Source organism: Porphyromonas somerae DSM 23386 (genome assembly GCF_000372405.1).
Lineage (GTDB): Bacteria > Bacteroidota > Bacteroidia > Bacteroidales > Porphyromonadaceae > Porphyromonas_A > Porphyromonas_A somerae.
Window position 1 is genome coordinate 24,810 of the sequence record NZ_AQVC01000001.1, and the last position, 23,490, is coordinate 48,299.

Consider the following 23,490-nt stretch of genomic DNA (forward strand, 5'->3'; position numbering starts at 1 on the left):
TAAGATGAAGATAGTATATTTCGGAACTCCCGACTTTGCCAGCTATATCCTACAGTATATCCTTGAGCAAGGGGCAGAGGTGGTAGGAGTGGTGACCAATCCCGATAAGCCGGCTGGGCGAGGGCATAAGCTACGTCCTTCGGCAGTGAAGGAGGTGGCGATGAAGTATTGCCCTAACGTGCCTATCCTACAGCCTGAGAACTTACGTGACGAAGGGTTTCATGCCGAGCTCAAGGCACTCGGAGCCGACCTATTTATTGTGATTGCTTTTAGGATGCTCCCCCGTGAGGTGTGGGCGATGCCCCGCTTGGGCACGTTTAACCTCCACGCCTCTCTACTCCCGCAGTATCGAGGGGCGGCACCTATTCAGCATGCGATCCTTAATGACGAGAAGGAGACGGGGGTGACTACCTTTCTCCTGAATGAGGGCATTGATGAGGGCAATATTTTACTACAAGAAAAGGTGCCCCTCACTCCCGAGGAGACAGGGGGCTCGCTCCACGATAAGTTGATGCAACTGGGTGCGGAGGTGACCTTCAAAACCATACAGGGATTGGAGCAAGGAACCCTCTCCCCTAAGCCTCAACCAAAGGTGGAGGGGCTTCGCTATGCCACTAAGATATTTAAGGAGGACCGGCTCCTCAGCTTTCAGCAAGAGTCGGCACACGCTATAGCTTTACGGATTAGGGCTATGAGCCCCTACCCCTCGGCGATTGCCACACTGGGGGAGGAGGAGATCAAGGTCTTCAAGGCAACCCCTTGCCCTTCGCTACAAGGGCTACAGCCCGGGGAGTATCGGGTGACGAAGGAGTCGGTGGTGGTGCAGTGCACTGAAGGGGCTGTGGAGCTGTGGGAGGTACAATTTCCCAATAAGCGACGCACCACTATCCATGATTACCTCCTCGGCAATAGTCTTCCCGAGGGCGGGCGATTTATTTAGTTATTTACACATTAGAATATGGTTAATCTACTTCTCAACATTGTTTGGTGGATCTGTGGCGGATTGGCTTCGGCCTTGGAGTACTTCACCGCAGGATTGATCTTTTGCGTCACCATTATTGGCATTCCACTCGGCAAGCAATCTTTCAAACTAGGGATGGTGATGCTCTTTCCCTTCGGGAGTGAGGTAACGCCTTCAAGTCGCAACCCAATTGGGCTACTTGGTAATATCCTTTGGGCAATATTTGCGGGCATCTGGATCGCTATTACCCACGTAGCAATAGGGCTGCTCCTTTGTATCACCATCGTAGGTATTCCTTGGGGAACAAAGCACTTCAAGATGGCTAAGGTGGCTTTGGCTCCTTTCGGACGCGAAATCATTATTAACCCCTGATGTTGCGGAGCAAAGGTGCCATAGGGGTCTTTGACTCGGGATATGGAGGGCTCACCGTACTTGGGGAGCTACGTAAGTGGTTGCCCCAGTACGACTACCTCTACCTCGGGGATAATGCTCGTGCCCCTTATGGGTCACACTCCTTTGAGTTAATCTACCACTACACTCGCCAAGGGGTGGCTTATCTATTTAGTCAAGGCTGTCCGCTGGTGATCCTCGCCTGCAACACCGCTTCGGCACGAGCCCTCCGGCAGTTGCAGATGTGCGACCTTCCCAATAGTTCCGACCCTACGCGGCGGATCCTTGGGGTGATACGTCCGACGGTGGAGTACCTCGGCCGATGTACTGAGCAACAACCGATGCAGGTGGGACTGGTGGCAACAGAAGCAACCGTTGCGAGCCACTCCTATCAGATTGAGATGGAAAAGTATGCTCCCAACGCCCACCTGGTGCAAAAGGCAACGCCCCTTTGGGCGGCCCTTGTGGAGCGTGGAGAGATTGATGACAATGTGGGGGTCAATTACTTTATTCAGCGTGACCTCTCGCTTCTCCAGAGTGCAGCACCAAAGATGGAGGCACTGATCCTCGCCTGCACTCACTATCCGCTTCTGCTCCCTAGGATAAAGCAAGCACTTCCTAAGGAGATCCAAGTGATCGCCCAGGGCGAGATCGTGGCTCACTCTCTCCTCGACTACCTACGGCGACACCCAGAGATGGAGGAGCGACTCACCACCAACGGCGAGGCTCGCTACGCCACTACCGAGGCCGACCACCGCTTTGCCACCATGGCCGACTACTTTATGCAGGAGACGGTTTCCCCCGATCAAGTCACCCACATCTCCCTCACCTAGCTGTGGCATTTATTGGGGAGGATAGGGAGAGATAAAATGGTATCTTTGTAGATATGAAAGAGAAAGGGCTACAGAAGCGACGCGATTGGCGCCAGTTATTGCAAATGGCGAAGACCTTTTTCCTCATTGGTGGCTTTACCTTTGGGGGCGGTCAGGCTATGATCCAATTGATCCGCACCGAAGTGGTGGATAAGTATGGTTGGCTAGAGGATAAAGAATTTATCGACCTCTTTGCAATGGCACAGTCACTTCCAGGAATCTTGGCGGTGAATATTGCTATCTTTGTGGGGTACCGCATTCAGGGCTTCTTGGGGGCGCTGGTCTGTGCTTTTTTCGGTACCATGCCGAGCTTTGTGATCATTTTGTTGCTGGCGATGTTTGCCAGTGATGTAAAGGACAACCCCACGGTGGAGGCGATCTTCAAAGGGATACGCCCAGTAGTGGTTGCCCTCATTGCCGCCCCTACCATCACGGTATGGCAGGCTTTGGGACTTGGGTGGAAGTGGGTGTGGATCCCTATTGTAGTGGCGCTGAGCATCTGGTTACTGGGGGTGAGCCCTGTAGCGGTGATTTTTATTTCGGCCTTTTTGGGCTGGTTCTACACCATATATATAGTACGGTCGAAAGGAGGTGAGGAGAAATGATCTACCTACAGCTTATTTTGGTCTACCTCAAGATTGGTTTGGTAGGCTTTGGTGGAGGGTATGCGATGCTCTCCCTAATTCAGGAGGAGGTGGTGACCAACTATGGTTGGCTCACGATGCAAGAGTTTACCGACATTGTGGCAGTCTCGCAGATGACCCCTGGCCCTATCGGTATCAATAGCGCCACCTATATAGGCTATACCGTTACCGGCTCTGTGTGGGGCTCTGTTGCTGCCACCGTCTCGGTGATGATCCCCTCTTTTGTGCTGGTGCTACTCATCTCCGTCTCCTTTGCACGCATTCAGAATAATCGGCACTTCAACGCTCTCTTTGTGGGGATCCGCCCTGCTGCTGTTGGGCTGATCGGAGCTGCCTTTTTGCTTCTTCTGAGTAAAGAAAACTTCGTGGACCTCACTAGTGTGATCCTCTTCCTCCTAGCCTTTGTGGCAGTGGTGATGAGGTGGATCCACCCTATCCTCGTGATTATCCTCGGCGGTATCGCTGGATACTTTATCTACATCTAACTAAGGCCCATTTTTACTCCGTAATGTGGCTGAAAATTAGTATCTTTGAGGTATCAGTAACTTATTGAAAATGACTAGAGCAATGAAGAGAATAATTATAATGACTGCCCTTTGCCTACTGAGTGCCCTCTCAGTGATGGCTCAGAAGGTGGGTGTACAGAGTAGCCGGTGTGAAGTAGGGCTACTTTATCAGATCAGTTATCAGGCGAATTGGGGCGACTCCTATGCGGTAGTGGTGGAGGTGGTACCCGATCAACCTGCTGCCAAAGCGGGGCTAAAACCTGGGGATATTATCGAGACCATCAATGGGGTCAATACACAAGAGATGAGCGAAGAGGAGATCAATCGTGTGCTCCTAGATCCCAATGCGGGAAATGTGCAGCTACAAGTGACCAATTTCGGGTACCGCAAGAAGCCGATCACTATCCGCAAGCATTGTGTCCCTGCACAGGCGATCTCGGAAGCGATGTTGGCTCGGGCTTTCAATATGTATAGTGTGGAGGATGTGACTACTCGCCGGTTTACTATGCCTTTTAACTACCGTGCTCCCGAGCGTATTGACTTTGCACAGTATCGTAGCTTTAGCTTTGCTACTGGTCGCAAACCGACGGTGCTGGAGCGTAGCATCTACGAAGAGCTGGTACGTAAAGGTCTGAAGTATCAGGAGAAGGGAGGAGACTTGGTGGTGGCAGTGCAAGCTGACCTCGCCGTTAACCCCAACTACCGTGAAGGGGCTGAGAGTGACGTGGAGAAGGGCCTTAAGAATTACCGCTTCAATGCGCACACTGGGGATATCCAGCAGTACCCTTTCCATAGCATCAACGCGCCTAGCTTCACAGGGTCGCACCTACTGACGATGGTGGTACAGATCTCCGATGCAAAGCAACAGAAGTTGATTTGGAGTGTGCAGGCAAGGGAGCGGCTCAATAGTGCCTATAGTGTGGAGACCTATGCCGACAACTTTGCACCGCTATTGCTCTCCAACTTCCCCTTTCTACGCTATATCTCCAACCCTACCTTTGTCATGCACAAAAACACCTATCGCTCTATCGGTATCTACCTTGATGCCGACGATTTACAGCGACTCCTCTGGGTGGAGAAGGGAAGTCCAGCAGAGCGAGCAGGGCTATTGCCGGGCGACCGTATCCTCACCATTAATGGCTTGCCACTAGAGGCCTCTGTAAAGGCGATGACCGATGGGTACCACGCCTTTCTGAAGAAGAGCCTACTGCTCCGCGACGAGGAGACTCGCTTCCCAAGTAGCGATGGCTTTGACGGCAATAAGTTTTGGCGACTAGATAAGTACAAGGAGATAGCTGAGAAGATGCAGAACCCTAAGTACAAGGGTGCCTTCACCTACCTCTTTAGCCACCGCCCATACGTCCACGAACCTATCATTGAGGATATTGTAGTAGAGATTAAGCGAGGTGATGAGGTGATCCCAATTGCGATGAAGCCAGTACTGAAGAAGGAGGACTATATCGAATTGATGTAATATGATGAAGAAGAATATACTGATATGTTGCCTGCTACTCGTTACTTTTTCAGTGGCATCAGCAACGGACTATAATAGCCAGCGTCCACAGGAGCAGGAGCGTCTCTTTTCCTCGCCTGTGATAGAGCGTGATATCGTGAGGGTTCAGGAGCTAATAACGCACGACAAACTTCGCTGGATGTTTGGCAACTGTCTGCCCAACACCCTAGATACCACCGTGCACTTCCGGCTAGATGACGCGGGATTGCCCGAGACCTTTGTCTACACAGGTGATATCGCCGCTATGTGGCTCCGTGATAGTGGAGCGCAAGTGTGGCCTTACCTGAGGTATGTGGGTGAAGACGACCACCTCCGCCAAATGATAGAGGGGGTGATCCGTATGCAGCTGAAGCAAATCAACCTTGACCCCTTTGCCAATGCCTTTCTTGATGGACCGATCATGTCAAAGTGGGCGGAGAGCGATGAAACGCAGATGCTCCCTGGTGTGTATGAGCGGAAGTGGGAGATTGACTCTCTCTGCTACCCAATACGCCTCGCCTACGCCTATTGGAAGGCGACGGGCGATAGCTCTATCTTCGATGCGACTTGGATAAAGGCAGTGGAGAATATCCTCGCTACTTTCCGTGATCAGCAACGCAAGGAGGGGAGAGGAAGCTACCGCTTTTTAAGGGTTACAGACCGTAGTACTGACGGTAAGAGCAACATCGGATGGGGCGAGCCAGTTTGCCCTGTAGGGCTTATCGCAAGTGCCTTTCGTCCAAGCGACGACTCAACCCACTTCCAGTTCTTAGTGCCTAGCAACTTTATGGCGGTCACCTCACTTCGCAAGATGGCTGAGATCCTAACCGCGGTCAACCATTTACCTGAGCTTGCAGCTGAGTGTTCCGCCCTCTCCAATGAGGTGGAGCAGGCACTCCAGAAGTATGCCGTTTACGACCACCCTACCTTTGGTAAGATCTATGCCTACGAGGTGGATGGCTTTGGCAACCACTACTTGATGGACGATGCCAATGTACCTAGTCTACTAGCAATGCCCTACCTAGGGGATGTCTCGTTGGATGACCCTATCTATCAGAATACCCGCAGGTTTGTGCTGAGTGAGCAGAATCCCTTTTTCTTCAAAGGGAGTGCCGGTGAAGGGATCGGCGGACCACACATTGGGTATGATATGGTATGGCCGATGAGCATTATGATGAGGGCATTTACCTCAAAGGACGATGCAGAGATTGCCTATTGCCTACAGATGCTACTAGACACCGATGCTGGGACTGGGTTTATGCACGAATCCTTCCACAAGGATGATGCGACCAACTTCACCCGCGAGTGGTTTGCATGGCAAAATTCTCTATTCGGAGAGCTGATCCTCCGACTAGTAGATGAGGGCAAACTCGACCTACTCAATCAACTCAAGTGATGCGACGACTCTCCCTCAGCCTACTGACCCTCCTGATAGCTCTCTCTGCCACAGCACAGAGAGTCGATATCCGTCAGCTATTTCTCTCAATGCCACAGACCGTGATGCCCACCCTCAGCAAGGAACGTAAGATAGATCTACTAGCTCAGTACGATGCCCATAAGGAGGGGCGTATCTATACCCTAAAGGAGATCCCCAACTCCCTCACCAGCACAGCGTCAAATATCCGTACGCTCACCCAAGACTACCTGGATCTGCAGCTGGATGAGATGAGTAGTATGCAGCTAAAGGTGCTACCAAAGGGGTGGCGAGGCTATATGATCAGTATTGTACTGACGAGTGAGGTAGTGCCATGGCAGTCAGTGCTCATCTTTTACGATAAGCAATGGCGGCGACTTGATACCTCGAGCTACTTCCGCTTCCCGCCACTAGCTCAGTTGATGACCGACCCTGAGCTTCTGAATCGCAACGATACAAAGCGGGTGCTCTCGGAAGTCGGTACCCTCGCTTACAGCTATCAATGGTCACCAACGGAGCTACTTTTATCAACCAAAGTCACCACTTTCGACCTACCGCTTTACCAAAAACTATATCCCGAAGCGGGACAATGGATAAAGCCAGATGGGGTGACCTATCAATGGAAGAGGGGACAACTAAGGAGCCAAAAATAAAACTGATATAGTATGTCTACAGAAGAAGCAAAACGCAAGAAGAAAGCACTCATTATCGTAGGGGCTATCCTACTGGCACTCCTGATAGCGGGTGGCATCTACACCATCCTTCGCCAGCGTCGCCAACTCACCGACATTCAGAATATCGCTGAGATCGAGAAGCAAGAGCTACAAGAGCAATACAACGAGGTGGCACTTCAGTACGAGGGCTTCAAGATAGAGGTGAGCAACGACTCCATCCTCCACCAGCTAGAGTCGGAGCAGGCCAAGGTACAACGCCTGATGGAGGAGCTTCGGACAGTGAAGAGTACCAACGCAGCACGTATCTCCGAGCTACGCCGTGAGCTAGAGACGCTCCGCAAGGTACTCAGGCACTATGTAGTGCAGATTGACTCCCTCAATAGAGCCAATGCCGAGCTACGCACAGAGAATCAAGAGGTGAAGCGACAGATAAGCCAAGTGACCTCAGAGCGGACACAGCTACGGGAGGAAAAGGCGAAGCTAACCGAGCAGGTGACCCTTGCTAGCAAGCTCTCTGTCTCTAGCTTCAATGTACGGCGCCTCAATTCAAGAGGGCGGGAGACCAAGCGTATCCAGCAGATGCGTCAGCTAGAATTCCGCTTTACAATTGATAAGAATGTCACCGCCGAACCAGGCTTCCGCGACATCTATATGCGTATCATCACCCCCGACGAGGTACTTCTACAGAAGCCCGCCGAGAGCGGTCACTTCAATTTTGAAGGGGGCAAAGTACCCTACTCTATCAAGCGACAGGTGGAGTATGGTGGCGAGGCAACGACCCTCACTATGTACTGGGATATAGAGGAATATCTAGTGGAGGGCAACTATCGTGTAGAGATCTTTGCCGATGGCTACATCATCGGTCGATTTACCTTTGCACTCTAAGGACTCTACCAGCTATGCCAGACCCACAATACAATAGCCACAATAAGGAGGAATACCCACCGATGCACACCGCCGAGCACATCATCAATCAGGCTATGTGCCGTCTCTTTGATACCGGGCGGAGCATCAATGCCCACGTGGAGCGCAAGAAGTCACGGCTAGACTTCCACACCACCCAACCAATGGGCGACAAGGAGGCGCAGCTACTCGAGGAGGAGGTAAATAGGATAATCCTACAAGACCTACCCGTCACCTACCTCACCACCACACGCCAAGAGGCGGAGCAGTACGATGTAGACCTTAGTCGCATCCCCCACGACTCCTCAGAGGCGGTACGCATTGTGCAGGTGGGCGATTACGATACCTGCCTCTGCATCGGTAGCCATGTGGCACACACTCAGCAGATAGGGCGGGTAGAGATCTACTCCAATGCCTACGACCCTGAGCGCGCCAGGTGGCGTATCCGCTACCGCCTTTACGAGAGCGACTCCACATTTGATGAATAAATAAACACAGATTATATGATAGAGCTAAAGAGCCGATTCGATCACTTCAACTTCAATGTCTTTGACCTCGAGAAGAGCCTCCGCTTTTATGAGCAAGCACTTGGCCTAAAGGAGGTGAGGAGAAAGGAGGCCTCCGACGGTTCCTTTATCCTAGTATACCTCGGTGACGGTACCACCAGCTTTACGCTAGAGCTCACTTGGCTACGCGACCGCAAGGAGCCCTACAATCTTGGCGACCTCGAATATCACCTCTGCCTTCGTGTAGAGGGCGACTACGACCAATGGCGAGAGTATCACCGCGAGATGGGCTGTATCTGCTTCGAAAATCACGAGATGGGTCTTTACTTTATCCAAGACCCCGATGGGTATTGGATTGAGGTGCTTCCACTCAAGTAACCACTCAGCTCTATGGCACAGAAACCACCTATCGACCCCAAGCACAAGCTACAGATCAAGCGTCGGCTCCTCAAGATATACGAGAGCCTAGTCAGCAGGGATCTGATTGAAAACTATGCCGATCTTTCGGAGAAGTTGGAGATGAATATCTCCACCGTACGAGGGGCCTTTAGCCTTGCTTCGGAGTATCTGTCGCATCGCTTCCTAGACCGATTTCTGGAGGTCTATGGAAAGGAGTACTCAAGCGACTGGCTCTACGATGGTACCGGCAATATGAGGACCAAGCTAGAGGTGGATCCCGATGAGGCAAGTGGTGCCCGCTGGAAACGTGTCGCTTACGTGGTAGAGCAGGAGGGATACAGCGTGCAAGACTTTGCAAAGGAGATTGGTCTCACCCACCCTAGCACTATCTATAGAGCTTTGCAAAATAAGACACGGCCCAGCAACAATACCATGCAGCTCATCTATGAGCGCTTCCCGCAATATGGCAGAGAATGGCTCCTGTGGGGGCGAGGGGAGGTCTATATCAAGCCGCTACAAGAGCCTGGGGTAGAGAGTGCAACGCCCTACAAAGTGGCGGAGATGATGGAGTTTCCTATTATCCCAGATGCTGCTGTAGCTGGCCGACTCACAGGATATGGAGACCCCGATCCTGAAGGGTTGCTGACCCTTTCCGTCCCAGTCGATCGCAGGTACAAAGGTCGCTACTATATCTTCACCGTCCGAGGTGCCTCTATGGACGACGGCACCACCAACGCCCTTTGCGATGGGGATAAGGTACTTTGTCGCGAAGTGGCACGGGAGTATTGGTCATTAGGTCTACACCGTAAGAACTGGTACTACTTTGTCTTTGCCACCTACTCCGAGGGCATCATCATCAAAAAGGTAATTGACCAAGACCTCGAAAATGACACCATCACCTGTCATAGCCTCAACCCCGAATATCCCGACATCGTGCTTCACCTAAAAGACATCATAGGGGTATACAACGTAGTGGAATTGGTCAGCCGCTCCATGAAGTACTAACACCCAAATACACCTCCAATACAGGTGGATTTCAGCCCCCTTATAACCAACTGATAACCAACTCCCTACCAAGGTAAAAATTGAGATGCAACTAAGCAATTGGTTAGTTGCATCTCGTCATTTGCTTAGTTGCAACTCGTCGATCGCTTAGTTGCAACTCCACTTTTGCTCCCCTATACAGGTACCATAAATAAATTATATAGGCCGAAAGGGCAATTGCCCCTTCGGCCTATTTTTGTTTATAGAGTGCTCTCTAAAGATTAGAGCTTAAAGGAGAGACCTACATTGGCATAAGAATATCCATATCCTAGCTCAAGGAACATACCCACCGTTGGAGTAAAGAAGTAGCGAGCACCAATGTGAGTACCCCAGTCAAAGTCATGTGTCCACTTATTAATATCCACCCCTTCTTTCTTGTCTTTGTAGTGGTAGCCATAAGCACCGAGCATCAAGGAGAAGTAAGTATCTAGCTCAGGGATAAAGTGGTAGTGCATCGCTACACGAGGGCCAACGACATACCCTAGAGTATGCTTGCCTAGGACCACACCACCGAGGGCACCTACAGAGAGGGCAGCATCAGGGCTTTGGAATAGATTATCTACCACACCATAGTCGTAAGAGGCGTAGATAGGGAGCGAACTGCTAGTGATACCAAGGCTACCAGATACGATGCTAGTGCCTTTTTGCATTACATTCTGAGCATTGGCTTGTAGACCAAATAGAGCTACGACAGCCATTACTGCGAGGGCTAATTTTCTCTTCATAACATTTAATTTATTAGTTTATCTGATACTATTATCTACCACAAAGGTACTCTTTTTCTTGAAAATTGGTAGATCTTTCCCTTCTTTTCCTTCAACCGCCACTATCGGTTTATGGAAAAATAGGTATCTTTGTGTGATAGGAGAATGAATTATAAGGTAGAATTATGAGACGACTAACGAGGCAAATAGAGCAACTTCTCTACACTGAGGAGTGCGTAGTGGTACCAGGGATCGGTGGTTTTTTGGTGCATCACGAGCCAGCAGTGGCAGATGAACAGAAGGGGCTAATCTATCCAGGGCGCTGTCGCATTTCCTTCAATGCAGCACTGAAGGATAATGATGGGGTGCTGGTGAAGAGCTACAGCGATGCCTTTTCCTTTGGCTATCGCCGCTCCCTCTCTATTATGGAGAAGGACATTGAGGAGCTCCGAGCCCAACTACTCTCTAGCGGAGTAGTGGAGATCGGCGAAGTGGGCAAGTTGGTACAGTCGAAAGGGGAGATGAATCTCACCTTTATCCCCAATCCACACCACCCCTTCTCCATTGACTACTACGGTCTTCGCCCAGTGGCAATGCTACCTCGCCCCAAAGCAGCCACAAAAGTGCCAGAGCAACGGGCTGGTCTCAAGGGGCATATCTACTACCTACCTATCAATCTAAGAAGCCTCGGATATGGCTCAGTAGCTGCTGCAATGGTGGCGATGGCGATCTTCATTCCCAATCAAAAGCTACAGTCACCTAGCAACGTAACGCAATACCAAGCTGGCTTCCTCACAGAGCAAGTGGCGGAGCAGAAGGAGGAGCCCACACCAGTGGTAGAGGAGGTACAAGCACCTACTTTTGAAGGCTTCCGTATCACGGAGGGGAGCGAGCAGCCAGGTCGCTACTATGTGGTGGTGGCAACGCTTCCAAATGAGACCATGGCTCATAAGTTTATCAATGAAAATAGCAACTACCTTCGCTTTGCCGATGAGGGGGGTGTACTGATTTCTAGCCGGGGGCTACACCGCTTCTATGCCGCTAGCTTTGAAACAAGTGAGGAGGCACAAACCTATCTCCGTGAGCTAACGAAGGAGGAGGCATTTAGCACCGCCTGGATCCATAAGCAATAAATGACCCATGGAGATCAGCAAGTTGGGAGCCTTTGGACTCCGCGACCATATCATTGAGGGGCTGGAGGAGACCTGCCATGCCTCTACGCTATTGGGGTTAACGGACGATGCCGCATTGGTAGCCCCCACCTCGGGGGAGCAACAATTGGTGGCGAGCCAATTGCTACTAGAGGGCATCCACTTCGACCTCGTCTACTTTCCCCTTCAATACTTAGGCTTTAAGGCTGTCACCTCGGCCGTGGCAGAAATCATTGGCATGGGTGGAACGCCACGACAACTAACGCTCTCCCTTGGCCTTTCACAGAGGTTCAAGGTGGAGGATGTAGATGTCTTGATGCTTGGGGTGAAGGATGCTTTGGCACTATATAATATTGACTTGGTAGGGCTAGAAGTGAGCAGTTCGTACACAGGCCTCACCATTGCGGTGACGGCACTCGGCAGTGTGGCCATTGGGGAGGAGCTACGCCGAAGTGGTGCGAAGAAAAATGACCTCCTTTGCCTTACCGGCAATGTAGGGGCCGCCTACATGGGGTTGCAGCTACTGATTAGGGAAAAGGTGGCTTTTGATGGAACAGCTGACTTCGCTCCTCAATTTGACGGTCGTGAATATATTCTTCAGAGACAGATGAAGCCGATTGCTCGGTTGGATATCTTGAGGCAGTTACAAGCGGCTGGCATCAAACCGACGGCGATGATCAGCGTTCGTGACGGTCTGGCGAGCGACCTACTTCAGCTCTGCCACGCCTCGGGTGTAGGAGCTCGCATCTATGAAAAAGCGATTCCGATAGACCACGAGACAGTGGGTATGGCAGACGAGCTGGGGCTTTCGCCCACCTTAGTAGGGATGAATGGCGGAGACGACTTTGAGCTACTCTTTACCATTCCACTCGGACTAAAGGATCTGGTGGATGCAATGGAGGATGTTCGGCAGATCGGTTTTATCACCGAAGCAGAGGATAGCGTGCGACTAGTCTCCTCGGGAGGTAGTGAAACGACAATTGTGGCACAAGGATATCATAGAGAGGAGGAGGACGAATGAAACAATACCAAGAGCTACTGAGGAAGATCCTCGATGAAGGGGTGGAGAAGAGCGACCGTACTGGCACTGGTACTAAGAGCCTATTTGGGTATCAGATGCGGTTTGACCTCTCGGAGGGTTTCCCACTTCTTACCACGAAGAAGCTACACCTGAAGAGCATCATCTACGAACTCTTGTGGTTTATCAAGGGCGATACCAATGTCCACTACCTACAAGAGCACGGGGTGCGGATATGGAATGAGTGGGCCGATGAAGCGGGCGATCTCGGTCCGATTTATGGGGCACAGTGGCGGCATTGGCGTGATGCCAAAGGGCAGGAGCACGACCAGCTGGCAGAGGCTATTGAAACGATCAAGAGTCATCCCGATAGCCGACGGATCATCGTGAGTGCGTGGAATGTAGGGCAGCTGCAGGAGATGCACTTGCCCCCTTGCCACCTACTCTTTCAGTTTTACGTAGCGGAGGGTCGCCTCAGCCTGCAACTCTATCAGCGTAGTGCCGATGTTTTCCTCGGCGTTCCTTTCAACATTGCCAGCTACGCCTTGCTACTAATGATGGTGGCGAAGGTTACGGGGCTAAAGCCGGGCACCTTTGTCCACACCCTTGGTGATGCCCACCTTTATCTCAATCACCTAGAGCAGGCACGGATACAATTGGGTCGGGAGCCACGAGCTTTGCCGAAGATGAATATCGTGCGGGAGGTGACGTCGATTGACGACTTTAGGTTTGAGGATTTCGAACTCGTGGGCTACGACCCTCATCCACACATCAAAGCGGAGGTATCGGTATGAAATCAGAGCTACACATTATTGTCGCTATTGCGGATAACGGGGCGATAGGACTGAAGGGCGATATGCCATGGGGACGGCAACTCCCTGCCGATCTGCGTCACTTCAAGGAGACCACTATGGGCTATCCGATTGTGATGGGACGCAAAACTTTTGAGAGTCTCCCTAAGGGGGCACTTCCAGGGCGGCAGAATATTGTGGTCACCCGCAACACCGCCTACCACGCAGAAGGGGCGGAAGTGGTTCATAGCCTCGAGGAGGCGATGGAGGTAGCGGAGGGGGAGAAGCTCTTCCTCATCGGTGGAGGGGAGCTGTACCGACAGGGGATAGCTTTGGCCGATCAGCTGCATGTGACGCTGGTTCACCATCAATGGCCTGAGGCAGATACTTTCTTTCCCGACATTGATATCGACCTTTGGGAGTGCACACAAAATGAGCCCCACGAGGCGGATGAGCGTAACGCTTTCCCCTACTCCTTTACCACCTGGAAGCGAAAAGCATAATGGCAGCATTCGAGGTGCTTTACGAGGATAACCACCTGATTATTGTTAGCAAACGAGCAGGGGAGATCACTCAGGGCGATAGTACCGGCGACGTCCCTTTGCCCGAAAAGGTGAAGCTATACCTCAAGGAGAAATACCAAAAGCCGGGGAATGTCTTCCTCGGGGTGGTTCACCGCCTTGATCGTCCAGTGAGCGGAGTGGTGGTCTTTGCCAAAACCTCTAAGGCGCTCTCGAGGATGAATCGGCTCTTCCACGACGACAAGGTGGAGAAGGTGTACCACGCCATTGTGGAGCAACCCCCAAAAGCACCAGAGGGGACGCTGGTGCATTGGCTCAAGAAGAATCCTAAGCAAAATAAGTCTTATATCGTTGCCACTGGCACCAAGGGTGCCAAGGAGGCACGCCTGCACTACCGAGTGATTGGCGAGAGCGATCGATATACGCTCCTCGAGGTACGACTGGAGACGGGGCGGCATCATCAGATACGTGCGCAACTCAGTGGCATCGGCTGCACCATTCGGGGCGACCTGAAGTATGGTGCCAAGCGGAGTAATCCCGACGGCTCGATCTCGCTTCACGCTAGAGAGGTGAGCTTCACACACCCCGTCTCGGGCGAAGCAATCTCTGTGGTCGCTCCCTACCCCACCGACGATCCGCTTTGGGGCTACTTCAAGTAACCCCCCCTTTCTTGTTTCGGCGAGGTGGCTAAAGTTTGGCAGAAAATAGGTATCTTTGAGGTAGATAGTATTTTAATAACCAAACTAAAGAGAGACCATTTACTATGAGTAAATCCAATCCGAAGATTGATCAATTTGTAGAGGAGAATAAAGGGAGATTCCTAGAGGAGCTATTTGAGCTCATTCGTATCCCATCGGTAAGTTCGCAGAGCAAGCACAAGCCTGATATGATCCGCTGTGCCGAGCATTGGCGCGACCTACTGCTGAAGAGTGGTATGGACAAGGCGGAGGTGATGCCTACTAAGGGCAACCCTGTGGTGTATGCCGAGAAGCTACTCGACCCCTCCTTCCCTACCGTGCTAGTATATGGCCACTACGATGTGATGCCACCCGAGCCACTAGAGCTCTGGAAGTCGGAGGCTTTTGAGCCTGAGGTACGCGATGGTATCATCTATGCTCGTGGGGCTGATGATGATAAGGGGCAGACAATGTGCCAGGTAAAGGGATTAGAAACAGCTATTAAGCTGGATCTACTTCGCTGCAATGTGAAGGTGATGCTAGAGGGCGAGGAGGAGATCGGTTCGCCTAGCCTTGAGGCCTTCTGCCAAGAGCATAAGGAGCTATTGAAGAGCGACCATATCCTCGTGAGCGATACCGGTATGCTGAGTGTTGAGAACCCATCAATGACTACCGGTCTGCGTGGTCTTTGCTACTGGCAGATAGAGATGACGGGGCCTAGCCACGACCTCCACTCGGGTATCTATGGCGGTGCCGTGGGTAATCCTCTCAATGAGTTGTGCAAGCTGATCGCTAAGATGCAGGATGAAAAGGGACGTATCACTATCCCTGGCTTCTACGATGATGTGGTAGAGCTGACCGAGGCCGATAGGGAGATGACTAAAAGAATCCCATTTGACGAAGCAGCTTACAAGGCCGGGATAAAGGTGAAGGAACTCTATGGCGAGGAGGGTTATCATACCCTAGAGCGTACTGGTAGCCGTCCCAGCTTTGACCTTTGTGGCATCTGGGGTGGATACCAAGGCGAAGGGGCCAAGACCATCCTTCCAAGCAAGGCTTTTGCTAAGGTCTCTACCCGTCTGGTAGCAAATCAAGATGAGAAGAAGATTGCACAAGCCTTTATCGACTATGTTCATAAGCTAACTCCCGATCATGTAGAGGTGAAAGTGGAGTATCTACACGGTGGTACCCCATACCTATGCCCAAGTGACCTACCTATCTACAAGGTGGCTGAGGAGGCGTATGAGGCTACTTTCGGCAAGAAGCCACTAGCCGTTCGCTCGGGTGGAAGTATTCCAATCATCGCTACCTTCGAGCGCGTACTAGGAGTGAAGAGTATCTTGATGGGCTTTGGACTTGGCAGCGATGCTATCCACTCACCAAATGAGAACTTCCCTCTCTACAACTTCCATATCGGTATCCGTACCGTGGCTGAATTCTACGCAAGATACGGACACAATGAGTAAGCTATTTATCAAAAACCCTCTGCACCCTGATGGGGTGCGGAGGGATATTCTTATTGAGGGCAATAAGATAGTAGCCATCGGCGACCTCCAAGGAATGGAGGCTGGGGCTGAGGTGATTGATGCCTCTCGTATGGCGGTGATCCCTGGCTTGATCAATTGCCACACGCATGCGGCGATGACCTTTTTCCGCGGATATGGCGATGACCTACGCCTGATGGATTGGCTCAATAATATGATTTGGCCAGTGGAGGCACATATGACCGAGGAGGATGTCTATGTCGGCACCAAGCTCGCTTGCCTCGAGATGATCAAGAGCGGTACCACCGCTTTCCTAGATATGTACTCCTTCCCTCACGGCACCGCAAGAGCGGTAGAGGAAATGGGGCTGAGGGCCAATGTCTCCTACACGGTATTCGATAGAGGGGATAAGGAACGGGCAGAGCTGGACAAGCGGAATATGGAGCGATATCTAAAGGAATTTGAGCGCTACTCCGACCGTGTGCAACTCTCCATTGGTCCGCACGCCATCTACACAGTGACTGGTCCGATGCTACAGTACACCCACGACTTCGCCAAGGCCAATGATCTACTCGTACACCTACACCTCTCCGAGACTGAGGGTGAGGTAAAGGAGTGCGTAAAGGAGCACGGCACCACCCCTGTGAGGTACCTGCAGCAACTAGGAGTGCTCTCTCCTAATCTGGTCCTCGCCCACTCGCTTTGGATGGATAGCGAGGAGCTTCAGATCCTCGCCGACCATGGTGTGGCGTGTGTCCACAACCCCGCTTCTAATATGAAGCTCGCTAGTGGTTACCGCTTCAAGATCGAGGAGATGTGGCAAAAGGGTATCCGCGTGGGTATTGGCACGGATGGCACTTCTAGTTCCAACAACCTAGATATGTTTACTGCCATGAAGCTCACCTCATTCCTCGCTAAAGCGTGGTCGGGAGATCCAACCAGTGCCAAGGCGGGAGAGGTTTTCAAGGCAGCCACTTTTGCAGGTGCGGAGATTCTCCGTATCCCCGCAGGGCGAATTGAGGTAGGACGACTTGCCGACCTTGCCCTTTTGCAACTAGATATTCCCGAGATGACCCCTTGCCACAACCTGGTGAGCAATGCGGTCTATTCGGCCAACGGTAGTGCGGTGGATACCCTTATCGTTGATGGTCGGGTGCTGATGCGTGGTCGCCACGTACCGGGCGAGGAGGCGATTATGTCCGAAGCTCGCACCGTAGCCCGCGACCTATTTGAAAGAAGTAAGAAACAAAAGCAATAGAATTTGATAAGATTATGGTAGAGTACAAGCAATATCAAGAAGCAGCGGACTACCTGAGACCGCTGATACCACAAGATACCAAGGTGGCGATTACCCTAGGCTCTGGCTTGGGTCAATTGGCCGATAAGATAGAAGACGCTCGCGTGATCCCTTATACCGATATCCCCAACTTCCCTAAGTCTACGGCACTAGGGCACAAAGGCAACCTCATCGTGGGCAAACTCGATGGTAGCCCAGTGATCGCCATGCAGGGACGCTTCCACTACTATGAGGGCTACCCAATGGAGAAGGTGACCTTCCACGTACGCGTCTTTAAGCTTCTCGGCATAGAGTACCTATTTGTCTCCAATGCCGCCGGAGGTATCTGCGACCAGTACAAAGTAGGCGATCTGATGATCATTAGAGACCATATCAATATGCTCCCCAACCCTCTTATTGGTAAGAATATGGAGGAGTTTGGGCCTCGCTTCCCCGATATGACACGAGCTTACGACCGCCCACTGATTGCTAAGGCAGAGGAGATTGGCCGCCAACTCAATATCCCGCTTCATAAGGGCGTCTATGTCGGTTGGACAGGTCCTAGCTACGAGACTCCAGCGGAGTATAAGTACCTAGGCATCATCGGAGGTACCGCAATCGGTATGAGCACCGTACCTGAGGTGATTGTGGCTCGCCACTGCGATATCCGCGTCTTTGGTATGTCGGTAATCACCAACGAAGGGTACCACTTCACAGATGACTTCGTCAACGATGGCGACGATGTAATACGTGCCGCCAATGCCGCCTCTGAGAAGATGGGCCGTCTATTCACAGAGCTTATCAAGTCACTCTATTAATCTAAAGTAGAGCTTTAACCGAAAAGGGGTTATATCATCGCTGGATGATATAGCCCCTTTTCCTTTGAACTCCTTCCCCCAAAATAGAAAAAGAGTGTCTCACGACACCCTCAATCTCAAACCTATAATCTAATACTATTATGAAAAAACCACAGTGCAAAGGTAGGCATTATTTTTGATACTTGCAACTATTCTCCTCTCTTTTTATGTTAAAAGATTTCCATAGTAACAAAATGAAAGCAAACAGGCGATATTTCGTGCGTTATATTTATTTTGGCAGTCCATTTAGGGTTATGACTGACATTTATCAATCCTAACACCCAAAACTATTTTTGGACAGGTACAAATAATCAAAGAATGGGCTAATCCTTTGCCCAATTCGTAAAATAATTGTAACTTGCGGTAAAATAGCGAGGCAGCCCCCACGGGGTCCCTCTGTACGACAATCGAATACATTAAATTGATGATTATGGCAAAAAGATTTTATTCATCCATTAGCGTGGCAATGCTCATAGGTCTATTGCTTGCTACCCTCACTTCGTGTGGTGGAAAAGACCCTAAGGAAGTGGCCGAAGAAGCCGTGAAAGCAGAGCTCAATGGCGACCTCGAGCAGTTTTACGACCTACTCACACAGGAGGATAAAGATGCGATGACGCTCGAAAACTTCAAGCATTTTTACACCATCCCAGATGAGCTAGCAGATGCCATCGAATTGATTCCCGAGGTGAAGGAGTCCATCAAGGTAGATAAGTTTACCAGTAGCGTTAATGGCGAAACCGCCACTGTCACCTACTTCATCTACCTGCCCGACCTAGAGAAGATTGGCAACCTCTCACTAGAAGATGCCAAGACCATCCTCTCAATGAAGAGTCACCGACTCAAAGATCTACCCGAGGAGATCCAGAATAAGATCAAGGAGTCTGTGAAGAAAGATGGCGTGCCCACTCGTAGCTACGACAGAAGTCTCAAGCTAAAGCGCGAAGGCGATGAGTGGAGGGTATTTCTAGACCTTGCCAATCAGGTCAATTCCCGTATGGTAAAGTCAGTGTATGTACAAAACAATTGATAAATAGATAATTCATGGCAATCGTAACAAGCGACAACAAGCCCTATGTAGTAGGGGTAGACGTAGGGGGTACCAATACCGTTTTCGGCATTGTAGATGCGAGAGGTACCATTATCAGAAGCGATAAGATCAAGAGTACCAATCATATCAAAGTAGAGGATTATATCAAGGAATTGGCAGATGCCATCACCGACCTTGCAAATGACGCAGGGGGAATCGACCAGATCCACGGTGTAGGCGTAGGTGCCCCAAATGGCAACTTCTTTACCGGCTCCATTGACTTTGCACCCAACCTCCTTTGGAAGGGTCGCATCCCTATGGCCTTCCTCCTTAGCGAAGCACTCAAGGGCATCCCTGTGGCACTCACCAATGATGCCAATGCTGCCGCTATCGGAGAGATGACCTATGGAGCTGCTCGTGGTATGAAAGACTTCATCGAGATCACCCTCGGCACAGGGCTAGGGAGTGGTATCGTAGTGGGTGGAAAGCTCGTCTACGGTCACGATGGTTTTGCCGGCGAGATCGGGCACACCATTATCCGTCGCAACGGGCGCTCTTGTGGTTGCGGTCGCTTTGGTTGCCTTGAGACCTACTGCTCCGCTACAGGTGTAGCACGCACTGCTAAGGAGTTCCTCACCGCTCGTGAAGATGATAGTCTCCTTCGCACATTCAATATCGATGAGATAACCTCAAAGGATGTCTACGATGCTGCTGTGCAAGGCGATAAGCTAGCACTTGATGTATTCGAGACGACTGGAGCCATCCTAGGCGAAGCACTCGCCGACGCCGTAGCTTACACCAGTCCAGAGGCAATAATCCTCTTTGGAGGACTAACCAAAGCTGGCAATATCCTACTAGAGCCAGTGAAGCGACACATGGAGCAAAACCTCCTCAATATCTACAAAGACAAGGTGAAGATCCTCGTGAGCGAACTCAAAGAGAGCGATGCCGCAGTCCTCGGTGCTAGTGCACTAGGCTGGGAGGCCGACCGCAAGCTACTCACTCTGCTTACAGAGTAACCAAAACCTCACCAATACATCTTGAAATCACCTAGGGGCTCCCCTCTAGGTGATTTTTTTTTATTACAACCCAAGAGTCATCACCCTAGATATGACCCATAACGACAAGTTGTAATCCACTGAAATACAAAACACTATTAAAGCACTGGCCGAGACCAAGTCTCGAAAAATGGGGAAAGCATCTCAACCGACTCTCCTACCCTAAGTGGTGCCATTCGTTTCTTCTACAATCGTTTCTTGAGAATGTTGTACGAAGTGCCATTCTCGCACATTTGAATCAAATGTGCTGAGACTTTGAACGAAGGATGAGATGCAAGGCGCTAAGGGTGAGGGCACTGGGAGCGTACTCACGTACGTGACCGAGCCCGAATCCCGAAAGCAACGCCGCAGATCGCCTTCGTGCAACAGTCTCTTCTTGTATCAACCCTATATTCCGTATGCGTGCGGAATGGATTCCGCAGCGCTACGGAATACGTTCCGCTCGCATACGGAATGCATTCCGCCCCCTATGCGGAATATGGGGTCGGTATATCATCGCATTCCTAAAAGTGTAGACACTCAGCCTCCTCTATTCCTGAAAGAGTAGACACATTGAGTTGTCCGACCTTCCGCGAGGAGACGTCGTAGAGGTGGTAGGGAGGGGAGGGAGAGGAAAAAAACAACCATTAATCCCCCAGTCGTTCGGGGGCTTTGCCCCCTCTGACGCGGTGGCTAGTATCCGTAGGACCTCGGTAGAGGTCCGTGTTAAATAGGCACAGGTCGGAGGGGCGTAGCCCCGAACGACCTGTGTGTAAGAGCATATTCCCTTCCTCAATGACCCCGGCTGAGGGGTCAGACCTAGATAAGGTTGTCCGACCCCTCAGCCGGGGTCGTAGGGGTGTTTTGCACATCGTTATACACAGGTCTACGGCACTGCGTGCCTTGACCTGTGCCTATTTAACACGGACCCCTCAGCCGGGGTCCTTTCCTATAGACGCACCTATGAATGCCATACGGCAAGTTCTTTCTAATGCGAACCCCTGCCTCCAATGGCACTATTTATCTCGCTGTCATTTGATTTTTGTAACTTTGTGCCAAATATACAATGGATAGAAATAAGAAGGATATGAGTAACGGAAAATTTAAGCGTACTTTGGTGACGACGGCCCTCCCTTATGCCAATGGTCCGGTCCATATTGGACACCTGGCAGGGGTCTACGTCCCAGCAGATATATATGTGAGGTACCTTCGTCTGAAGGGCGAGGAGGTGGCCTTTATCGGTGGTTCGGATGAACACGGTGTGCCCATCACGATCAAAGCGATGAAGGAGGGGGTAACGCCACAAGACATTGTGGATCGCTACCACCAGCTGATCAAAGAGTCGTTTGAGGAGTTTGGCATCTCCTTTGATGTCTACTCTCGCACCACGAGCGAAACGCACCACCAGATGGCGTCGGACTTCTTCACCACGCTTTACGAAAAGGGCGAGTTTATAGAGCAGACCACTCAGCAGTACTACGATGAGGAGGCAAAGCAATTCCTTGCCGACCGCTACATCACCGGTACTTGTCCTATCTGTGGCAACGAAGGGGCTTATGGCGACCAGTGTGAGAAGTGCGGTAGCAGTCTGAATGCCACCGACCTGATTAATCCAAAGTCGGCCATCAGCGGTTCGGAGCTAGTGATGAAAGAGACCAAGCACTGGTACCTACCTCTCGGCAAGTACGAGCAGTGGCTTCGCGAGTGGATCCTCGAGGGGCACAAGGAGTGGCGCCCTAATGTCTACGGACAGGTGAAGAGTTGGCTCGACCTTGGGCTACAGCCTAGAGCGGTGACCCGCGACCTCGACTGGGGTATTCCGGTACCGCTAGAGGGCGCTGAGGGCAAGGTGCTCTACGTATGGTTTGACGCCCCTATCGGCTATATCTCCAATACCAAAGAGCTCTTCCCCGATAGTTGGGAGACCTGGTGGAAAGATCCCGAGACCCGCATGATCCACTTCATCGGTAAGGACAATATCGTCTTTCACTGCATCGTCTTCCCTGCGATGCTCAAGGCTGAGGGCTCCTTTATCCTCCCCGATAATGTGCCTAGCAATGAGTTTCTCAATCTCGAGGGCGATAAGATCTCTACCAGTAGGAATTGGGCGGTTTGGCTCCACGAGTACCTACACGACTTCCCTGGCAAGCAGGATATCCTCCGCTATGTCTTGACCGCCAATGCTCCTGAGACCAAGGACAATGACTTTACGTGGAGTGATTTCCAAGCTCGCAACAATAATGAGCTGGTGGCAGTGCTTGGTAACTTCGTGAATCGTGCTTTGGTACTAACCCACAAGTACTTTGAGGGGAAGGTGCCTGCCATCACCACCCTTCAGGAGGAGGATAAGGCGGTCCTTGCCGAGATTGGCACCATCCGCGACGATGTGGCCAACCTTCTTGATAACTTCCATATCCGTGATGCTCAGCGTAGAGCCATGGACTTGGCTCGCCTAGGCAATAAGTATCTCGCCGATATGGAGCCTTGGAAGTTGGCCAAGACAGATATGGATCGGGTAGCTACCATCCTCAATGTGGCACTACAGATCAGTGCCAATCTGGCTATTTTAATGGAGAGCTTCCTCCCCTTCTCTATGAAGAAGCTACGCCATCTGTTGAATATGGAGGGTGCTCTCACCTGGTCGGAGATCGGTAGGAGCGACCTATTGGAGGCAGGTCACCAGCTAGAGAAGCCTGAGCTACTCTTTGAGAAGCTAGAGGATGCAACAATCCAAGCTCAGCTCGACCGCCTTGCAGCGATCAAGAAGAGCAATGCAGAGGCAGCGCTTAAGGTGGCGAAACCACTGGCGATTGCCCCTGAGATTAAGTTTGAGGAGTTTGAGAAGATCGACCTCCGTGTGGCTACGGTCAAGGCTTGTACCAAGGTGCCTAAGACCGATAAGCTCCTGCAATTTACCCTCGATGATGGCTTTGGAGAGCGGACCATCATCTCGGGTCTGGCTAAGCACTACGAGCCTGAGACGCTGGTAGGGAAGCAGGTGATCTTTGTGGCCAACCTTGCCCCTCGTAAGATGAGAGGAATCGAGAGCCAAGGGATGATTCTCTCCGTAATGGAGGCCGATGGCTCCCTCTCCGTACTCACCACGAGCAAGGAGGTGAAGCCAGGCAGTAAGGTATCCTAA

The 23,490-nt window shown here is 51.3% G+C and carries 24 protein-coding genes; 23 read left to right on the forward strand and 1 reads right to left on the reverse strand.

Annotation, left to right across the window (positions count from 1 at the left end):
* Positions 1–4: 4 nt before the first annotated feature.
* The 12 genes from fmt (at position 5) to A3GK_RS0100145 (ending at position 9,766) form a co-directional block, all read left to right on the forward strand.
* A complete protein-coding gene (fmt, locus tag A3GK_RS0100090) occupies positions 5–940 on the forward strand; it encodes a methionyl-tRNA formyltransferase (RefSeq protein ID WP_244860702.1) in 936 nt (311 codons plus the stop codon).
* A gap of 18 nt (positions 941–958) precedes the next feature.
* A complete protein-coding gene (locus tag A3GK_RS0100095) occupies positions 959–1,333 on the forward strand; it encodes a YccF domain-containing protein (RefSeq protein WP_018027488.1) in 375 nt (124 codons plus the stop codon).
* Complete coding sequence (gene murI, locus A3GK_RS0100100) at positions 1,333–2,184, forward strand: glutamate racemase (protein WP_018027489.1); 852 nt, start codon at positions 1,333–1,335, stop codon at positions 2,182–2,184. The genes A3GK_RS0100095 and murI overlap by 1 nt, the downstream gene beginning before the upstream one ends.
* A gap of 53 nt (positions 2,185–2,237) precedes the next feature.
* A complete protein-coding gene (locus A3GK_RS0100105) occupies positions 2,238–2,828 on the forward strand; it encodes a chromate transporter (protein WP_018027490.1) in 591 nt (196 codons plus the stop codon).
* Positions 2,825–3,352 (forward strand): chromate transporter, encoded by a 528-nt coding sequence (locus A3GK_RS0100110; protein WP_018027491.1) that lies wholly within the window; start codon positions 2,825–2,827, stop codon positions 3,350–3,352. The genes A3GK_RS0100105 and A3GK_RS0100110 overlap by 4 nt, the downstream gene beginning before the upstream one ends.
* An 82-nt stretch (positions 3,353–3,434) precedes the next feature.
* Entirely contained in the window at positions 3,435–4,847 is a 1,413-nt protein-coding gene (locus A3GK_RS0100115) for a PDZ domain-containing protein (protein WP_244860703.1), read from the forward strand.
* Position 4,848: 1 nt separating this feature from the next.
* Positions 4,849–6,261, forward strand: a complete 1,413-nt coding sequence (locus tag A3GK_RS0100120) for a glycoside hydrolase family 125 protein (RefSeq protein ID WP_018027493.1) — start codon at positions 4,849–4,851, stop codon at positions 6,259–6,261.
* Positions 6,261–6,932 (forward strand): DUF3256 family protein, encoded by a 672-nt coding sequence (locus A3GK_RS0100125; RefSeq protein WP_018027494.1) that lies wholly within the window; start codon positions 6,261–6,263, stop codon positions 6,930–6,932. The genes A3GK_RS0100120 and A3GK_RS0100125 overlap by 1 nt, the downstream gene beginning before the upstream one ends.
* Before the next feature lie 12 nt (positions 6,933–6,944).
* Positions 6,945–7,838, forward strand: coding sequence for a hypothetical protein (locus A3GK_RS0100130; protein WP_018027495.1), 894 nt, complete (start codon positions 6,945–6,947; stop codon positions 7,836–7,838).
* 14 nt (positions 7,839–7,852) lie between these two features.
* On the forward strand, positions 7,853–8,344 hold the full coding sequence (locus A3GK_RS0100135; protein WP_018027496.1) for an alanyl-tRNA editing protein: 492 nt from the start codon (positions 7,853–7,855) through the stop codon (positions 8,342–8,344).
* 18 nt (positions 8,345–8,362) lie between these two features.
* On the forward strand, positions 8,363–8,740 hold the full coding sequence (locus A3GK_RS0100140; RefSeq protein ID WP_026161600.1) for a VOC family protein: 378 nt from the start codon (positions 8,363–8,365) through the stop codon (positions 8,738–8,740).
* Positions 8,741–8,752: 12 nt separating this feature from the next.
* Positions 8,753–9,766 (forward strand): S24 family peptidase, encoded by a 1,014-nt coding sequence (locus A3GK_RS0100145; protein ID WP_018027498.1) that lies wholly within the window; start codon positions 8,753–8,755, stop codon positions 9,764–9,766.
* Positions 9,767–10,026: 260 nt separating this feature from the next.
* Here the strand turns inward: A3GK_RS0100145 and A3GK_RS0100150 are convergent, their stop codons facing one another.
* Positions 10,027–10,530 (reverse strand): hypothetical protein, encoded by a 504-nt coding sequence (locus A3GK_RS0100150; protein WP_018027499.1) that lies wholly within the window; start codon positions 10,528–10,530, stop codon positions 10,027–10,029.
* A gap of 164 nt (positions 10,531–10,694) precedes the next feature.
* Between A3GK_RS0100150 and A3GK_RS0100155 the strand changes: the two genes are divergently transcribed.
* The 11 genes from A3GK_RS0100155 to metG all read left to right on the forward strand — a co-directional run bounded on the left by A3GK_RS0100155 (position 10,695) and on the right by metG (position 23,490).
* A complete protein-coding gene (locus A3GK_RS0100155; protein WP_018027500.1) occupies positions 10,695–11,642 on the forward strand; it encodes an HU domain-containing protein in 948 nt (315 codons plus the stop codon).
* Between the two features lie 7 nt (positions 11,643–11,649).
* Positions 11,650–12,681, forward strand: coding sequence for a thiamine-phosphate kinase (gene thiL / locus A3GK_RS0100160; protein ID WP_018027501.1), 1,032 nt, complete (start codon positions 11,650–11,652; stop codon positions 12,679–12,681).
* A complete protein-coding gene (locus tag A3GK_RS0100165) occupies positions 12,678–13,472 on the forward strand; it encodes a thymidylate synthase (RefSeq protein ID WP_018027502.1) in 795 nt (264 codons plus the stop codon). The genes thiL and A3GK_RS0100165 overlap by 4 nt, the downstream gene beginning before the upstream one ends.
* Positions 13,469–13,972: a dihydrofolate reductase gene (locus tag A3GK_RS0100170; protein WP_018027503.1), complete on the forward strand. Its 504-nt coding sequence runs from the start codon at positions 13,469–13,471 to the stop codon at positions 13,970–13,972. Before A3GK_RS0100165 ends, A3GK_RS0100170 begins: the two co-directional genes overlap by 4 nt.
* Positions 13,972–14,649, forward strand: a complete 678-nt coding sequence (locus A3GK_RS0100175) for an RluA family pseudouridine synthase (RefSeq protein WP_018027504.1) — start codon at positions 13,972–13,974, stop codon at positions 14,647–14,649. The genes A3GK_RS0100170 and A3GK_RS0100175 overlap by 1 nt, the downstream gene beginning before the upstream one ends.
* Positions 14,650–14,753: 104 nt before the next feature.
* The gene (locus A3GK_RS0100180) at positions 14,754–16,133 is read left to right on the forward strand and encodes a dipeptidase (protein WP_018027505.1); all 1,380 of its coding nucleotides are present in this window, start codon (positions 14,754–14,756) and stop codon (positions 16,131–16,133) included.
* Positions 16,126–17,409 (forward strand): amidohydrolase, encoded by a 1,284-nt coding sequence (locus A3GK_RS0100185; RefSeq protein ID WP_018027506.1) that lies wholly within the window; start codon positions 16,126–16,128, stop codon positions 17,407–17,409. Before A3GK_RS0100180 ends, A3GK_RS0100185 begins: the two co-directional genes overlap by 8 nt.
* Before the next feature lie 14 nt (positions 17,410–17,423).
* Complete coding sequence (locus A3GK_RS0100190) at positions 17,424–18,245, forward strand: purine nucleoside phosphorylase I, inosine and guanosine-specific (protein WP_018027507.1); 822 nt, start codon at positions 17,424–17,426, stop codon at positions 18,243–18,245.
* A 469-nt stretch (positions 18,246–18,714) separates the two neighbouring features.
* Complete coding sequence (locus A3GK_RS0100195) at positions 18,715–19,311, forward strand: nuclear transport factor 2 family protein (protein WP_244860704.1); 597 nt, start codon at positions 18,715–18,717, stop codon at positions 19,309–19,311.
* Between the two features lie 14 nt (positions 19,312–19,325).
* Positions 19,326–20,330: an ROK family protein gene (locus A3GK_RS0100200; RefSeq protein WP_018027509.1), complete on the forward strand. Its 1,005-nt coding sequence runs from the start codon at positions 19,326–19,328 to the stop codon at positions 20,328–20,330.
* Positions 20,331–21,435: 1,105 nt separating this feature from the next.
* On the forward strand, positions 21,436–23,490 hold the full coding sequence (gene metG, locus A3GK_RS0100205) for a methionine--tRNA ligase (RefSeq protein ID WP_026161602.1): 2,055 nt from the start codon (positions 21,436–21,438) through the stop codon (positions 23,488–23,490).

Coding starts and splice junctions, on each gene's coding strand:
- metG (WP_026161602.1), top strand. CDS start 21,436: ATGAGTAACGGAAAATTTAAGCGTACTTTGGTGACGACGGCCCTCCCT.
- fmt (WP_244860702.1), top strand. CDS start 5: ATGAAGATAGTATATTTCGGAACTCCCGACTTTGCCAGCTATATCCTA.
- A3GK_RS0100180 (WP_018027505.1), top strand. CDS start 14,754: ATGAGTAAATCCAATCCGAAGATTGATCAATTTGTAGAGGAGAATAAA.
- A3GK_RS0100170 (WP_018027503.1), top strand. CDS start 13,469: ATGAAATCAGAGCTACACATTATTGTCGCTATTGCGGATAACGGGGCG.
- A3GK_RS0100115 (WP_244860703.1), top strand. CDS start 3,435: ATGAAGAGAATAATTATAATGACTGCCCTTTGCCTACTGAGTGCCCTC.
- A3GK_RS0100190 (WP_018027507.1), top strand. CDS start 17,424: ATGGTAGAGTACAAGCAATATCAAGAAGCAGCGGACTACCTGAGACCG.
- murI (WP_018027489.1), top strand. CDS start 1,333: ATGTTGCGGAGCAAAGGTGCCATAGGGGTCTTTGACTCGGGATATGGA.
- A3GK_RS0100150 (WP_018027499.1), bottom strand. CDS start 10,530: ATGAAGAGAAAATTAGCCCTCGCAGTAATGGCTGTCGTAGCTCTATTT.
- A3GK_RS0100185 (WP_018027506.1), top strand. CDS start 16,126: ATGAGTAAGCTATTTATCAAAAACCCTCTGCACCCTGATGGGGTGCGG.
- A3GK_RS0100200 (WP_018027509.1), top strand. CDS start 19,326: ATGGCAATCGTAACAAGCGACAACAAGCCCTATGTAGTAGGGGTAGAC.
- A3GK_RS0100145 (WP_018027498.1), top strand. CDS start 8,753: ATGGCACAGAAACCACCTATCGACCCCAAGCACAAGCTACAGATCAAG.
- A3GK_RS0100175 (WP_018027504.1), top strand. CDS start 13,972: ATGGCAGCATTCGAGGTGCTTTACGAGGATAACCACCTGATTATTGTT.
- thiL (WP_018027501.1), top strand. CDS start 11,650: ATGGAGATCAGCAAGTTGGGAGCCTTTGGACTCCGCGACCATATCATT.
- A3GK_RS0100110 (WP_018027491.1), top strand. CDS start 2,825: ATGATCTACCTACAGCTTATTTTGGTCTACCTCAAGATTGGTTTGGTA.
- A3GK_RS0100095 (WP_018027488.1), top strand. CDS start 959: ATGGTTAATCTACTTCTCAACATTGTTTGGTGGATCTGTGGCGGATTG.
- A3GK_RS0100155 (WP_018027500.1), top strand. CDS start 10,695: ATGAGACGACTAACGAGGCAAATAGAGCAACTTCTCTACACTGAGGAG.
- A3GK_RS0100165 (WP_018027502.1), top strand. CDS start 12,678: ATGAAACAATACCAAGAGCTACTGAGGAAGATCCTCGATGAAGGGGTG.
- A3GK_RS0100125 (WP_018027494.1), top strand. CDS start 6,261: ATGCGACGACTCTCCCTCAGCCTACTGACCCTCCTGATAGCTCTCTCT.
- A3GK_RS0100130 (WP_018027495.1), top strand. CDS start 6,945: ATGTCTACAGAAGAAGCAAAACGCAAGAAGAAAGCACTCATTATCGTA.
- A3GK_RS0100120 (WP_018027493.1), top strand. CDS start 4,849: ATGATGAAGAAGAATATACTGATATGTTGCCTGCTACTCGTTACTTTT.
- A3GK_RS0100135 (WP_018027496.1), top strand. CDS start 7,853: ATGCCAGACCCACAATACAATAGCCACAATAAGGAGGAATACCCACCG.
- A3GK_RS0100195 (WP_244860704.1), top strand. CDS start 18,715: ATGGCAAAAAGATTTTATTCATCCATTAGCGTGGCAATGCTCATAGGT.
- A3GK_RS0100105 (WP_018027490.1), top strand. CDS start 2,238: ATGAAAGAGAAAGGGCTACAGAAGCGACGCGATTGGCGCCAGTTATTG.